A 13,742-nucleotide genomic window follows, 5' to 3' on the forward strand; every position below is an offset into this window, starting at 1 on the left:
CAGACACTGAACGAGGGAACGTGCTCCGCGACGACACGGTAGGCTCAGGCATGAGGGCGTGGCGGGCAGGACCGACCTTCCGGCGGCTGTGGCTGGCGAGCACGAGCGCGAATATCGGGGATGGCATCGGCAAAACGGCGCTGCCGCTGCTCGTCGCGTCGATCTCCCGCGACCCCATCGTCGTCGCCAGCCTCTCGGCCTTCGCCGCGCTGCCCGGCCTGGTGTTCACGCTCCCGTTCGGCACCCTGATCGACCGTCTCGACCGCCGCACCCTGCTGATAGTCGCGCACACGGCGCGCGGCTTACTGCTCGGCCTGCTCGCCCTCTGTGTCTTCACGGGGCACCTCCACATCGCCCTGTTGTACGGGATCGCCTTCATCCTCGGCACGGCGGAGACGCTCGCGGATGGGACCGCTGAGACCTTTGTGCCGTCTCTCGTCGAGAAAGAGCATCTGGAGGACGCCAACGGCGCGCTGTATGCCACGAGCGTGACGAGCAACGAGTTCGTCGGCCCACCGCTCGGGGGGCTGCTGTTCGCCGCTTTTCCCGGCCTGCCGTTTCTCGTGAATGCCGCGAGCTTTCTCGGGAGTACGGCCCTGATCTCGACCCTGCCCAGCCGCCCCGCACGGCGAGGAGTGGAGCGTGAATGGTGGTGGCGCGAGGTGACGGGCGGCCTGAAGTGGCTGTGGTCGCACGCGCTGCTGCGCTCCGTGGCGTGGCTGATGGCCCTCACGACGCTGCTCGACGCGGCGGTGTTCGCACTGTTCGTGCTCTTTGCGACGGCTCTTCCCGGCGTCGGTCCGGTGGGGTACGGGTTACTCCTCACGGCTGGGGCCGTGGGGCACATCCTCGGCAGCCTGCTGTCGCCGTATTTCTCGCGGCGCTTCGGGGCGGGGCGCACCGTGCTCGGCTCCGTGTTTGTTCTGGGGCTCGTGTACCTCGGCTTGAGCGTCCTCCACGCGCCGCCGCTGCTGGCCGCACTGTTGGTGCTCGACGGCCTCAACCTGGGCTTGTCCGGCGTCGTGAAGGTGTCGCTGCGTCAGCGGCTCGTGCCGCCGGAACTGCTCGGGCGGGTGGGCGGGGCGTACCGCTTCGTGATCTCCTGGGCTGCACCACTCGGCGCGTTCCTGGGAGGGGTGCTCGGACAGACTCTGGGCTTGCGCCCGACCTTTGCGATGGCGGGTGGGCTGGCCCTCGTGGTGGCCGTGCTGTTCTTGGGCCGCGTGAACAACCGGGTGGTGGCCCGCGCTCAGGAGCGGGTGGACGGACGGACACATCCTTCCGCGTGAATGACGGCAGTGGGTGCAGGTCCCCATTCCCTCTTGGTGCTGGAGGCGATGGGGAGCGGACCCTGAATGAGGACCTGCCGCGAACAGGGGTTGGTCAGGGGATGGGTAAGGAAATGACGTTCCGACCCTTGGGATTGTGGGCTGGGACGACAGCGCCGTCGAATTGAAGGCCGTTCCCAACGCTTCATACCTTCCAGGAATAGCTGACCTTTCACCGGGCTGTCAGCCGGGGCCACCACCGCCTCAACAGAGCGACCTCTCGGTTAAACAGGGCGTCGTTCACGGCGTCTGAGCCCCAGGCGGTACTGTCACGGTGTTCAAGGAAGAAGCCCAGCGACCATAGGCGGATTGCCGCCTCGAAGTAAGGCACGGCTGCGAGATCGGCTTGGCTCAACGTCCGCTTCCGCGTGTACCCGCGCAGAAATCCTGACCAGATGGCCGCGTCACCACTCAGCGGGCGGAACACCGCGAGATCATGCGCCCGCCAGCCGAAGCCCGCACCATCCAGATCGAACACGGTGACTGTTCCTGCATCGTCTACGTGCGCGTTCTTCCACTGGAAATCCCCGTGGCACGCTCCCCAGTCCAGGAATGCCGCGTTCGCCTCGACATACGACCGCACCAGATCAGCCATCTCAGCCAGGAACGCAAGGTCAGCTGGTCGGTGGGTAAGCACAGAGGTGAGCTGCTCAAGTGGACAGTCGAGGAGCGCACGCAGGTCCAGCATCGGGGCAGCCGGAGTGGGCTCAAGCCCGTCGAGGGCCGTGTGTAGGGCGGCGAGCGCGCCGCCATACCGCTCTGCGGCAGTCTCATCGCGGAGAGGTGGTCCGCCTGGGGCAAACTCGAACAGCACCAGTTCTCGCCCGCCCTCGGGCGCGGCCAACGTAGTCGAGTATCGGCCATCGCTCCGGTGAATGGGCCGCGCGACCGGGACACCGGTGGTCACGAGGCGTTCGATGAGGTCGAGTTCGAAGGCGACCCGTGGAGGCGGGCGGGACTGCGCCCGGTAGGCGCGCAGGATCAGCGGCGTGCCAGCCGCCGCAAGAAAGTACGTGTCATTCACACCCAGATACAGGCGCCGGTACTCCAACGGTTCCGGAAGGGGGTAGGAGCGCCGCACCTCCTCAAGGAGGGCCGCAGGGTCGAGAATCGAGTAAGTCACGGGGAACATCGGATCGTACGTCATGTCGTAACCTGGCGCCCCACCAGGGGGGCTGGTGCAAGAATAAGCAGCTTATGTCACGTCCAGACCACGTTCTCCTTCTCATCCCCCGTCTGGCTTGGACACTTGTCCTGCTCACCCTCACGCCTGCGGCATCTCTGCCTCCACCACCGTGCCGTGCCCGGGGCTGCTGAGCACCCGGTAATTCCCGCCCCGGCTCTCCACGCGCTCGCGCATCTGCATCAGGCCCAGGCCCCCGGCGCTGCTGACCCGGCCCGAAATCTGCTCGGGGTCGAAGCCCGCGCCGTCGTCCTGCACGCGCAGGGTGACGTGGGCGCCGCCGTGCAGGGTGACGGTGACCTCGCGGGCGCGGGCGTGCTTGGCGACGTTGTTCAGGCTCTCCTGCAGGATGCGGAAGACGACCGCCTCGTCCCCCGGCGCGAGGTGGATGTCGCCCGTGACGTTCAGGGTGGTGCGGAGGTTGTTCTGCTGCCCGAAGTCCTCGACGTAGCGCCGCACGGTCTCCAGCAGGCCGTACCGCTCCAGGTCGATGGGCCGCAGCGCGAAGATCGAGCGCCGCACCTCGCGGATCTGCTCGCGCAGCAGGGCGGTGGCGGCGCGGACCTCCTCCTCGGATTTTTCGGGGTCGGTGTGCAGTTGCCGCGCCACCACGTCGAGCTTCAGGGCGCAGAACGCGAGGGACTGGGCCACCCCGTCGTGAATCTCGCGGGCGATGCGGGCGCGCTCGTCGCTGATCGCCAGCTCCTCGGAGTACAGGTAGGCGCGGGCGTTGCGGACCCCCAGCGCGGCCTGCGAGGCGAGGAGCGCGAGCAGGGGCAGCCGGGCCTCCTCGAAGGCGCCGGGGCGGGCGTCCCCCAGCACGAGGACGCCGACCAGCCCCTCCTCGTCGCGCATGGGAAAGCCCAGGGCGGAGGCGGCCCCCGGAAACACTTCGCTGGCTTCGGCGGCACTTGCCACGAGGGGCGTGCCCGCCTGCGCCACCCGCGCCACGAAGGGCGGGGCGAGGGCGCCGCCGCTGCTGCTCTCGCCCCCCATCTGTTCGGCGTACTCCAGCCGCAGCACGCCGTCCTGGTCGCTGAGGTAGGCGGCCCGTGCTCCCGCCCGCACCCGCTCGGCCATGTTGCGCGTGACCCGGGCGAGCAGACGGCGCATGTTGCGCTCGGCCCGGATGGACTGGTCCACCGAGTAGAGCGTCATCAGGTCCAGGGTGCGCTGCCGGGCGGCCTCCACCCCGGTCGCCACCTCGGCGGCCAGGGCCTGGGCGAGCGCCTCAGTCTCCGGGCTCGGCGGCGTCGGGAAGTGCAGGGCGAGGGCGCCCCCGCCCGGAATCCCCACCCGCAGGGGGTACAGCTCCGGGGTCGGGGCTGCCGGAACCTCGCCTGTTGCCGAACTGCTCAGGCCGCCGGGCACGGTGAGGGTGGCGTGGGCCGCGCCCGTCGCCTGCACCGCCCCCCGCGCGGCCACCTCCACGACCGCGCCCATGTCGGGGGCGTCCGTCAGGTCGCGCATGAGTTCCTGCACCGCCCGCAGCCGCTCGTGGGAGGCGCTGAGCCGGGCGTAGGTGTCGCGCAGTTCGCGCTCGGCACGCTCACGGGCGCGGGTGCCCTCCGCGATCCACTCCACGCTGAAAAAGGTCACCGCGGGACCCACCAGGCCGTAGAACAGCAGGTGTGCCCAGATTTCGGCGCGGGGATTGGGAAGCTGCGCGATGGTGAACTCCACGACCGCCACCACGAGCACGATCAGCGGCGGCAGCACGTTCCGCACAAGCTGTACCCGGTCCGACAGCGGCACCCCGCGCGGGGCAGGGGGCGGCGGCGAGGGCAGGGCGGCGGGCGTGTCCATCATGGAAACAGTCTAGGGAGGGGGCGCCGGAGAACCGTGGGGTGGGTTTGAAAGCCTTCGGTGTGCCCGGGTGGGCCGTAAGCTGGGGTATGGACGCCCCCCTCCGCCTATGGAGCCGGGCGCTGCGGGTATGGCGCTGATCGTGCTGCTGGCCTTCGGCGGGCCGATGCTCCTGGTCTCCCTCGGGTGGTTCGTCGTGAGTTGGGAGGACCAGGGCGGCCAGCCGTGGGGACCCGTCCTGGTCACCGTCGGGCTTTCGGTCCTGCTCTGGCTATCGGCCCGGTGGCTGGAGGGGAAGGCCCGGGGGCGGAACTAGCCGCTCACTCTCCCGGAGCGTCCTGCTCGGTCGCTTGCCGTCCTGAGACCGTTCCCCTCTTCGCCGCGTCCTCCACCTTCCATGTCACTTGCCGCAGGAAGCCCCGGAACAGTCGGCTCTCGGCGCTGCTCATCAGCGCCCGGTCGAGCATCGCGCGCCACAGCCGCAACGTATGGCGGGCCCGCACGGCGTCCGTGTAGCCGATGAGCTGCATCGTCTCGTGGAGGTGGCCGTACATCGCCTCCATCTCCTCGCGGGTGGCGGTCTTGCGGTCATAGGCGGGCGCCTCGTCCTGGGCTTGCAGGAACTCGTAGCACACCAGCAGCACCGCCTGCGCGAGGTTGAGGCTGGCATAGTCGCCCGTGGGCACCCGCACCGTCACCTGGCACTGCTCCAGGTCGGAGTTGATCAGGCCCGTCTCCTCCGGCCCGAATACGAGGGCCGGGGCCGAGGCGGCGCGCACGAGGGGGCGCACCTGCGAGGGGTGGCGGGGTGCCGGAAGGTCCGCGCGAATTCGGGCGGAGGTCCCCACGCTCACGTCCCGGTCGGCCAGCGCCTCGCGCAGGGTGGGATAGACCCGGGCCGAGCGCAGCAGGTCCGCCGCGTGGACAGCCATCGCCAGGGCTTGAGGGTCGAGCACGTAGCAACGCGGGGCGACGATCCGCAGGTCACGCGCGCCCATGTTCAGCATGGCGCGGGCCGCCGCCCCGATGTTGCCGGGCGTTTTGGGGGAGACGAGGACGACCGCGAGGTTCACGCCTGGGATGCTAGCGCGGGGAGCAGGGGCCCCGTGGACCGGCCTGAACGCGGCCGGACCCTCAGCCCGCCAGAATCGGGTTCTCGATCTCCACGCCCAGCCCCAGCCTCAGGTCGGCGGCGAGTTCCTCCGGGGTGTCGCCCCAGCTTTCCACGCTGACATGCCCCAGGCCGCGCGCCCGCGCAAGGGCGCAGACGCCCAGCAGCAGGGCGGCGCGCAGGCCGGTGGGCCGCAGGTCAGGGCGAACACCGGGGGCGTCGATGCGGGCGTACCCCTCCTCGGGAGAGGCACGGCAGAGTCCGGCGGCCCGTCCCTCTGCGTCCAGCGCGATCAGGCTGAGCTGCGGGTCGAAGCCCCCCGCCCCGTCTGCCGCCGCCTCGGGCGTCACAGCGTGGTGGCCGATGCGGTCCTCGTAGGTGGCGAGGGCGTCCAGGCGGGTGGCGGGGTCGGGCACGTCCGCGAGGGGGAGGAGGCGCAGACCCTCCGGCACCTCGGCCTGACCTTCGGGGGTCGGCCCGGCAAGCAGGCGGTAGGCGGCGACCTCGCGGTAACCGGCCGCCTCCAGCGCCCCCGCCGGGAACAGCGCCCCGTCCGCGAAGGCGTACGCGCGCCCCGCCTCCTGCCGGGAGATCAGGGCGAGGGCCGTCGCCGCCTCCCCATGCTCCGGTCCGGGCAGCGCCCCGCCCACGAGTTCCGCCCCGTGCGCCGGGCTGGGCCGCAGGCCGACCGCCCCCACGACCTCGCCCGCCGCGTTCCGCGCGACCCAGGCTCCGGTCAGCACCTCCGTCATCCAGGCCACCGCCTCCTCGGGGGCGCCGTACAGGGCGGCGAACACGGGGGGCAGGCCAGCAGGCGGGGTGGGGGAGACGGTCACCGGCATGGGGCGAGCCTATCAAGCGAACCTGAAGGCCAGCGCCGCTCCTTCCCGCCTAGCCTGAACCCATGACCACCGAAGACCCTCCCCACACCGTGCTCCTGCTGCACGCTTACCCCCTCTCCGCCACGATGTGGCAGGACCAGAAGGCCGCGCTGGAGGAGGCGGGCCTCACCGTCCTCGCCCCCAACCTGCCGGGCTTCGGGGGCCAGGAGGGGGCCATCACCTCCCTCGCGGACGCGGCACGGGAGTTGCGGACGACCCTGCCCGGGGAACCTCTGGCGCTCGTCGGCCTGAGCATGGGCGGCTACCTCGCGCTGGAACTGCTCCGACAGTTCCCCGGGCGCTTCGCCCGCGTCGTCCTGGCCGACACCACCCTGCGCGCCGACCCCCCCGAAAAGGCCAGGGACCGCCGCGAACAGGCCGACCGGGTGCTGGAGGAGGGAAAGGACTTCATCATCGAGGCCGCCGAGAAGGAGCATTCACCCTCGACCTTCGAACGGGTGCGGCCCATGATCGAGGCGGCCACACCAGAAGGCATCGCCGGGGCTTTGCGAGCAATGGCCAACCGGTCCGAGGGGCAGGACGTGCTGCGGGGGCTGGATGTGCCCCTCCTCGTCCTCGTGGGCGAGCGGGACGAGATCACGCCGCCCGAATTCGCGCAGGAGATCGCCGACGAGGGGCGCGGCACCCTGCGCCTTCTTCCCGGCGCCGCCCACCTCTCGAACCTGGACGCGCCGGGGGCCTTTAACGCCGCGCTGCTGGACTTTCTGCGCTGACTCCCGTCAGGCGCTCGTACAGCGCGAGGTAATGCATTGCCGGACTCTCCCAGCTGAAGTCGAGGGCCATCCCGCGCTCCATGCGGCCCCGCCATTCGGCCCGGTCCTCGAAGGTCAGCCGCGCCTCGCGGCAGGCGGCTGCCAGGTCCCCCGGCGTCTCCCCGGAGAAACGGAAGCCCACGTCGTGCGGCACGGTGTCCACCAGCCCGCCCGTCTCGCGCACGACGGGCAGGGTGCCGTAGCGCATGGCGATCATCTGCGACAGGCCGCAGGGTTCGAAACGGCTGGGCATGGCAAAGACGTTCGCCCCCGCGTAAATGCGGTGCGCGAGCGGCTCGTTCAGCCCACCCACAAAGGCCACGCGCGGGTTCTGCGCCCACCCCGTCAGCGCCGCCGTCAGCAGCGGGTCGCCGCCCCCCAGCACGACCACGTTCCAGTCGGCCACGAGGTCCGGCAGCGCCTCGATCAGCAGGTCCATCCCCTTCTGTTCGGCGAGGCGGCTCACGACCCCCAGGATGGGCGCCTCGTCCAGCTCGAACTCGTCCCGCAGCGCCGCCCCGTTGGCGGCCTTGCCTCCCGCGTCCACGTAGGGCTGAATGTCCGGGTCCGTGCGTGGGTCCCAGCGCTCCTGATCCAGCCCGTTCAGGATGCCGCTGAGCCTCCCCTCCACAGTCAGCCGGACGAGCAGGCCGTCCAGCCCCTCGCCGTACTGCGGGGTCGTGATCTCGCGGGCATAGGTGGGGCTCACGGTCGTCACGTGGTCGGCGAACACCAGCCCCGCCTTCATCAGGTTCAGGTCGCCGTAAAACTCCACCCCCTCCGCACTGAACGCCCAGTCGGGGAGGCCGGTCCACGCCCGCCCCTCGGCCAGATTCCAGCGGCCCTGGTACTGGAGGTTATGGATGGTAAAGGCCGTGCGCCAGCCGCTGAGGTGCGCGTGCGCGACAACCAGCCCGGCCTGCCAGTCGTGGCCATGCAGCAGGTCGGGGCGCAGACCCAGCGCCTGCAAGACCGGCAGCACGGCACACCCGAAGGCGCAGAACCGCTCCACGTCGTCGGGATGGTAGAGCCCCGGGCAGTCGAACTCGGCCAGGCCCACGAACAGGAAACGCACGCCGCCCTCCTGCACTTCGCCGACGCGCACCCCGCCCACGCCGAACACGTCGCCGCGCCAGACCTCGCGCGGTGTGCCCGCGAGCGAGGCGTACCAGGGCGAGACCACCGCCACCTCCACACCCAGCCTCGCCTGCATCGCGGGCAACGCGGCCAGCACGTCGCCCAGCCCCCCCGAACGCGAGAAGGGAAACACTTCCGAACCGACATGCACGACCCGCATGGCCCGTACTCTACGCCCGTTTGACAACCCCCACCCCCGCTGCTACACTTCCCCTCGCTCACGGCCCGGGCTCTTAGCTCAACGGTCAGAGCAGTCGGCTCATAACCGATTGGTTGCCGGTTCAAATCCGGCAGGGCCCACCAAAATGCCCATACGGGCCGCGACACGGGCGGTTAGCTCAGCGGTAGAGCATTCGCTTCACACGCGAAGGGTCGTAGGTTCAAATCCTATACCGCCCACCAGAAAAGATCCCGGCTCAGCCGGGGTTTTTGCTTTGGTCTCCTGGTTGGCGCGGGCTGTAAGAAGAATGTAGGGTTGATTAACTACGCTCTTCACAATGCCCACCAAGCTCTCCCTGTTGTCTCCCCGAAACCCTGGCTCAGCCACAGGGACGCTGCCGGGGGGCGAGGTCCGCCTTCCTCTCACGCCCACGCCCGGGGGCAACGCGAGCATGGCCCTGCAGGGCGGCACCCTTTACGTGCGCCCGTCGGGTGCCGGGGCTCCGCTCACCGCCTGTGATCACGACCGCGCGGCGGCTCTGGGCTACCTGTTCGAGGGTGAGCCCGCCGTGTGGCCCTTCACCGAGGAGCAGCCTCCGGTGCGGGGGACCGGCCGCACGGGCACCCCTACCCGGGAGGCCGCGCTGCTGCTCGACCTTCCGGCGCTGCTGCCCGCCTATAGCTGGGCCGCGCAGGCAGGCCCTCCCGGAACGCCCCTGATCGTGAGCGCGTCGGGGGCCGGGGGAACCGTGACGGTGAGCATCACGAGCGCCACGTACGAGCGTCACCGCAGCGCGGCCACCCTGAGCTATGAGATTGCGAGCACCGTCCGGCGCGCTGTGGCGGGCCTCCCGGCGCTGAGCTGCACGATCTGAAGTGGGCGGGGAGAGAGCGGGTCGAGGAAAAGCCCCGGCATTCCGCTGGGCTTTCGTCTGTCGTCCTCCTGTATTGGGCTACCCCCGCCGCGCCAGCCGCCCCTCCAGCCTGCGCTGCACGAGTTCCAGCAGGCTGCTGATGAGCCAGTAGATCAGCGCGGCGGCCAGGTACGGCCCGAACGGTTCGAAGGTCCGCGCGATCACGAGTTGGGCGCTCCGCAGCAACTCGACCACCGTAATCACCGAGACCAGCGAGGTGTCCTTCACCAGCCCGATCAGCGTGTTGCCCAGGCTGGGCAGGGCTACCCGCGCCGCCTGGGGCAGCACGATCAGCCGCAGGGTCTGCCTTGGCGTCAGGCCCAGGCTGAGGGCCGCCTCCCGTTGCCCGCGCGGCACGCTGAGGATCGCGGCACGGATCGTCTCCGAGAGGTAGGCGGCGGCATTCAGGGTGAGGGCCAGCACCCCGCCCACCAGCGGGCTCACGCTGATCCCGAAGGCGGGCAGGCCGTAGTACAGCATGAAAATCTGCACGAGCAGCGGCGTCCCGCGCATGAAAGAGACGTACACGCTGCTGACCGCCCGCAGGGGGGCAACTCCCGAGAGCCGCGCCAGCGCGACGAGCAGGGCCAGCGGCAACCCCAGCAGCATCGCCGCCAGCGCGTACCCGATGGTGATGGGCGCGGCGGCCAGCAGGGTGGGCAGGGCCCCCCAGGCGCTCTGAAGGATGAGTTGAAGCTGCTCGGCGGTCATGGCGCCTTCTCCGGGTGGGGATGAGGTGGGCGGGAGCGGTCAGGACGAGGGGCCAGAAGAATGGGGAAGAGGAGGGCTCCCCGCCTGCTTCCCCATTCTTCTGGCCTGGCGTCAGGGCTTGCTGACGTCCACCCCGAACCACTTGCGGCTGATCTTGGCATAGGTGCCATCGGCCTTGATCTGCGCCAGGGCACGGTTGATGGCGCCCCCCAGCGCGGTGTTCGTCTTCTTGAAGGCGATGCCGACGGGCTCGGGCTTCCCGACCACCCCGGCGCCCCGGATCGGCAAGTTGTTCTTGGTGATCAGGTAGCCGACCAGCAGACGGTCGTTATACGCGGCGTCGAGGCGCCCCGCCGCCAGGTCCGCCAGATATTCGGGGGCGCCGGGGTAGGTGACGACATTGATGCCGCCCGCTGCCCGGAGCTGCTGCTCGAAGTTGCTCCCCAGCCCCACGCCGACGCGCTTGCCCTTCAGGTCTGTGAGCGTCTTGGGGCTGAAGCTGCCGCTCTTCCGCACAATGATCTGCGGGCTGCTGTAGGCGTACGCCTGGCTCAGCCCGATGGTCTTCTGCCGCTCCGGCGTGATGCCCACCTGATTGACGATCACGTCGTACTTGTTCGCCTGGAGGCCCCCCAGGATGCCGCTCCACTCGGTGAGCACGAACTGGGGTTTCAGGTCGAGCTTGGCGGCCACAGCTCTGGCAATGTCCACGTCAAAGCCAGTGAGCTGTCCCTGCTCGTCCTTGAAGGTAAAGGGTGGGTAGGTGCCCTCCATGGCGATCTTGAGCACCCCCTTGGTCAGGGTCGCGGGTGTGGTCTGGGCTGCCTGGGCACTCAGTCCGGCGGTCAGGGCAAGGGTGGTCAGCAGGGTCAGGTGACGCATGGAAACCTCGTTTTCCTGTGGCAGGAGGGTGTGGGGAAAGGGACGATCCCCCTCTTTTCCACATGGAATTTTAAAGCACTTTAGAAAGAAGAATGTGGTGCCCTTCGCACGAACAGGCCGTGAGGCAGGCGGGGCCGCGTGGCCCCACACTAGGCCGGGGAAGGTTGCGGCTCAACGCCCCTGCGTTCATGCAAGGGTCATGGGTCGCAGACCGTAGGCGTGCTGCCGCGGCTTTTCCCGTATGCTGGGACGACATGAGTGCCGTGATTCACCTGCAAGCGCTGGGCCTGACCGAGTACGAGGCGCGCGCTTACACCGCCCTGCTGGCCCTCGGGCGCGCCGTTCCCGCCCGGGTGGCGCGGCAGGCAGGCATTCCCCGACCCAAGATCTACGAGACGCTGGAACGGCTGGAGGGCCGGGGGCTGGCCGCGCGGGTGGGGCAAAACCCTCTGGAGTACGCGCCGCTGAGCGCCCGGGAGTATCTTGCCCGCGCCCGCCGCTCCTTTGATGATCGGCTGGGCGCGCTGGACCGCGACCTCTCGCGCTTGGCGCCCGACCCCGCGCCCGAGGCCGTCTACCACCTGTACGGCGAGGCGGCCATCCGCAGCCTGTGCGAGGACCTGACCCTGAACGCTCGGCGCAGCGTCTACATGGCGGGCGACCTCCCCCTCGGCGAGCGGCTGGAGCGGCTAACACCCCGGGGGGTGGACCTGCACCGCGCCTCGCTGGTCGGCCTGCCCGCCATCGCCGCCGAGGGCCAGCGCGCCTTCCTGCTCGCCCGCGATGGGGAAGCGGCCGTAATCGCCCACTTCATCGAGGAGGGCGCCAGCGGGGAGGCGCACGGGGTCCACACCCACAACCCGGTCGTCATTCACCTCATCGAGGGGTACGTGCAGCTCGCCGCGCAGCATCCCGCGGGGAGCCGTTGACAACTCCCGCGGCCCGCTGTAACCTAACCGGGCCTTCGGGGCTGTGGCGCAGTTGGGAGCGCGTCTGAATGGCATTCAGAAGGTCAGGGGTTCGAATCCCCTCAGCTCCACCAAAGAGAGGCCCCGCCACTGTGCGGGGCATTGCTCTCAAAAGGACTATCAAGGCGATGTAGCTCAGCTGGTTAGAGCGAACGACTCATAATCGTTAGGTCCCCGGTTCAAGTCCGGGCATCGCCACCAAAGAAAACCCCGTCACCCCTGGCGGGGTTCTTTCATTTCTGCGGACCCGATTTGGGTGACGTACGTTCTCTTGCAGCGAGTGACAGCAGCCTGTAACACCGATGTGACGTGGAATGGGTAGGGTCGAACTGATCGAAAACTCCTCCCCTGGTGCCTCGCTGCCCCAGTGGGGTGTGGCCTCTCCTCCCGCGAGGTTCGTCATGAAGCGTCCTACTGCCCTGTTTTCCGCCGCCCTGCTGCTCGCCGCCTGTAGCCAGGTCCCCTCTGCCGGAACCCGGCCGGGGACGGATCTGCGCGTCCAGGCGACCGGGTCCTGGGTGTCGGGCACGTACACGAATGCCTACGGGTCCCGCTTCTACCGCCTGCGGGTGCCCGCCGGGTACGACGGCACAGCTTCCCGTCCCCTGATGGTGATGCTGCACGGTTGCACGCAGGACGGGTACGACTTCGCGGCGGGCACGCGCATGAACGCGCAGGCGGACGCGCGGAACTTCTTGGTGCTGTACCCTGAGCAGGGCACGGCCTACAACAGCTACGACTGCTGGAACTGGTTTTACGACGTCAACCAGCATCGCGGAAGCGGTGAGCCCTCCCTGATCGCGGGCATGATCGTCTGGGTGAAGAACAACTACCGCGTGGACAGCGCCCGTGTGGGCGTGGCCGGGCTCTCGGCGGGCGGGGCGATGGCCTCGGTCATGGCCTGCACCTACCCCGATCAAGTCCGCAAGGTCGCTGTGTTCGCCGGATTGCAGTACCGGGCCGCAACCACCGCGACGGGTGCGGTCGACGCCCAGAACAACGGCAGTCTGTACGACCCGAACGAGCGGGGCACCTCGTGCGCGAGCGAGATGGGCAGCCTCCGGCGCGTCATGCCGACCCTGGTGTTCCAGGGCACGGCGGACGGCACGGTGAACCCCATGAACGGAAACCAGACGCTGGCGCAGTTCGCCCAGACGAACGACATCGCCACCGACGCCTCGGACAACGGGAACGTGGATAGCACGGCGGACGGCGCGGTGACGGGGACGGCCTGCCGGTCCTACACCCGTTACGACTACAAGAACAGCACGAATGGCAGCGTCCTGTTGCAGAAGTACATCATCAGCGGTCTGGGGCACGCCTGGTCGGGCGGCAGCCCGAGCGGGTCGTACAGCGACCCCTGTGGGCCGGACGCGACGGCCATCATCGTCTCCTTCTTCGGGTTCTGAATAGGCGCGAGAGCCAGCCGCTTGTTGTCCCTAAAGAAGGAACAACACTGCCGCTTGGAAGGGTTTTAAGCTCCTGCCATGTCGCCGCTGATTTCGGGACTCGATCATGTGCAGGTGGAGGCGCCCGCCGGATGCGAGGAGGCCGCGCGGGCCTTTTTCGGGACCTTCCTGGGCCTGCCCGAACTGCTCAAGCCGGAAGCGCTGCGGGGACGCGGCGGGGTCTGGTTCACCCTGCCTGACGGGCGGCAACTGCATGTGGGCGTGACCCCGGACTTCGTGCCGCGCGAGAAGGGGCACCCGGCGTTGCGCTGCCCGGACCTCTCCGCCTTCCGCGCCCACTGTGACGCTCATGGCGTGTCCTATCGGGCCGACGTGGAGGCGGGTGTGCCCCGCGTCTTCCTGCGAGATCCCTTCGGCAACCGGCTGGAGGTCGTGGAGGGGGCGCATGAGAGCGTGCCCCTGACCGGTGCGCCCTGAGCC

General features: G+C 69.3%; 14 protein-coding genes and 4 tRNA genes. 11 read left to right on the plus strand and 7 right to left on the minus strand.

Annotated elements, in window-relative coordinates:
• Nucleotides 1–20 precede the first annotated feature (20 nt).
• Nucleotides 21–1,289, plus strand: coding sequence for an MFS transporter (locus tag F784_RS23080; protein WP_157465223.1), 1,269 nt, complete (start codon nt 21–23; stop codon nt 1,287–1,289).
• Between the two features lie 211 nt (nt 1,290–1,500).
• Here the strand turns inward: F784_RS23080 and F784_RS0112065 are convergent, their stop codons facing one another.
• Entirely contained in the window at nt 1,501–2,475 is a 975-nt protein-coding gene (locus F784_RS0112065) for a phosphotransferase enzyme family protein (protein WP_083939210.1), read from the minus strand.
• Between the two features lie 117 nt (nt 2,476–2,592).
• Complete coding sequence (locus tag F784_RS0112070; protein ID WP_019586994.1) at nt 2,593–4,320, minus strand: sensor histidine kinase; 1,728 nt, start codon at nt 4,318–4,320, stop codon at nt 2,593–2,595.
• A 106-nt stretch (nt 4,321–4,426) separates the two neighbouring features.
• Here F784_RS0112070 and F784_RS0112075 point away from each other — a divergent pair, with 106 nt between their 5' ends.
• On the plus strand, nt 4,427–4,633 hold the full coding sequence (locus tag F784_RS0112075; protein ID WP_169405688.1) for a hypothetical protein: 207 nt from the start codon (nt 4,427–4,429) through the stop codon (nt 4,631–4,633).
• A 4-nt stretch (nt 4,634–4,637) separates the two neighbouring features.
• Here F784_RS0112075 and F784_RS0112080 read toward each other — a convergent pair whose 3' ends face one another.
• Together F784_RS0112080 and F784_RS0112085 are read right to left on the minus strand one after the other, a co-directional pair.
• Nucleotides 4,638–5,390 (minus strand): RNA methyltransferase, encoded by a 753-nt coding sequence (locus tag F784_RS0112080; RefSeq protein ID WP_019586996.1) that lies wholly within the window; start codon nt 5,388–5,390, stop codon nt 4,638–4,640.
• 61 nt (nt 5,391–5,451) lie between these two features.
• A complete protein-coding gene (locus tag F784_RS0112085) occupies nt 5,452–6,270 on the minus strand; it encodes a hypothetical protein (RefSeq protein ID WP_019586997.1) in 819 nt (272 codons plus the stop codon).
• A 62-nt stretch (nt 6,271–6,332) separates the two neighbouring features.
• Between F784_RS0112085 and F784_RS0112090 the strand changes: the two genes are divergently transcribed.
• On the plus strand, nt 6,333–7,043 hold the full coding sequence (locus F784_RS0112090; protein ID WP_019586998.1) for an alpha/beta fold hydrolase: 711 nt from the start codon (nt 6,333–6,335) through the stop codon (nt 7,041–7,043).
• On the opposite strand, the gene F784_RS0112095 is transcribed toward F784_RS0112090, so the two are convergent.
• Nucleotides 7,012–8,379, minus strand: coding sequence for a glycogen synthase (locus tag F784_RS0112095; RefSeq protein WP_019586999.1), 1,368 nt, complete (start codon nt 8,377–8,379; stop codon nt 7,012–7,014). The genes F784_RS0112090 and F784_RS0112095 overlap by 32 nt on opposite strands.
• A 67-nt stretch (nt 8,380–8,446) precedes the next feature.
• Between F784_RS0112095 and F784_RS0112100 the strand changes: the two genes are divergently transcribed.
• The 3 genes from F784_RS0112100 (at nt 8,447) to F784_RS0112110 (ending at nt 9,253) form a co-directional block, all read left to right on the plus strand.
• A tRNA-Ile gene (locus F784_RS0112100) sits at nt 8,447–8,522 on the plus strand.
• Between the two features lie 24 nt (nt 8,523–8,546).
• Nucleotides 8,547–8,621: transfer RNA gene (locus tag F784_RS0112105), tRNA-Val, on the plus strand.
• Nucleotides 8,622–8,716: 95 nt separating this feature from the next.
• Nucleotides 8,717–9,253 carry a hypothetical protein gene (locus F784_RS0112110; RefSeq protein ID WP_019587000.1) on the plus strand — a complete coding sequence of 179 codons (537 nt, stop codon included), beginning with the start codon at nt 8,717–8,719 and terminating at the stop codon, nt 9,251–9,253.
• Nucleotides 9,254–9,331: 78 nt separating this feature from the next.
• Here F784_RS0112110 and F784_RS0112115 read toward each other — a convergent pair whose 3' ends face one another.
• On the minus strand, nt 9,332–10,003 hold the full coding sequence (locus F784_RS0112115; RefSeq protein ID WP_019587001.1) for an amino acid ABC transporter permease: 672 nt from the start codon (nt 10,001–10,003) through the stop codon (nt 9,332–9,334).
• A 111-nt stretch (nt 10,004–10,114) separates the two neighbouring features.
• Nucleotides 10,115–10,885: a transporter substrate-binding domain-containing protein gene (locus F784_RS0112120; protein ID WP_019587002.1), complete on the minus strand. Its 771-nt coding sequence runs from the start codon at nt 10,883–10,885 to the stop codon at nt 10,115–10,117.
• A 254-nt stretch (nt 10,886–11,139) separates the two neighbouring features.
• Here F784_RS0112120 and F784_RS0112125 point away from each other — a divergent pair, with 254 nt between their 5' ends.
• The 5 genes from F784_RS0112125 (at nt 11,140) to F784_RS0112145 (ending at nt 13,739) form a co-directional block, all read left to right on the plus strand.
• Entirely contained in the window at nt 11,140–11,814 is a 675-nt protein-coding gene (locus tag F784_RS0112125) for a TrmB family transcriptional regulator (protein ID WP_019587003.1), read from the plus strand.
• A gap of 37 nt (nt 11,815–11,851) precedes the next feature.
• A tRNA-Ala gene (locus F784_RS0112130) sits at nt 11,852–11,927 on the plus strand.
• Between the two features lie 50 nt (nt 11,928–11,977).
• Nucleotides 11,978–12,054, plus strand: a tRNA-Met gene (locus tag F784_RS0112135).
• A 200-nt stretch (nt 12,055–12,254) separates the two neighbouring features.
• Nucleotides 12,255–13,262: an extracellular catalytic domain type 1 short-chain-length polyhydroxyalkanoate depolymerase gene (locus F784_RS0112140; protein ID WP_040383127.1), complete on the plus strand. Its 1,008-nt coding sequence runs from the start codon at nt 12,255–12,257 to the stop codon at nt 13,260–13,262.
• A gap of 78 nt (nt 13,263–13,340) precedes the next feature.
• Nucleotides 13,341–13,739, plus strand: a complete 399-nt coding sequence (locus tag F784_RS0112145) for a VOC family protein (RefSeq protein ID WP_019587005.1) — start codon at nt 13,341–13,343, stop codon at nt 13,737–13,739.
• Nucleotides 13,740–13,742 lie beyond the last annotated feature (3 nt).

The sequence above is a fragment of the Deinococcus apachensis DSM 19763 genome (assembly GCF_000381345.1).
In the GTDB taxonomy this organism is placed as follows: Bacteria; Deinococcota; Deinococci; order Deinococcales; family Deinococcaceae; genus Deinococcus; species Deinococcus apachensis.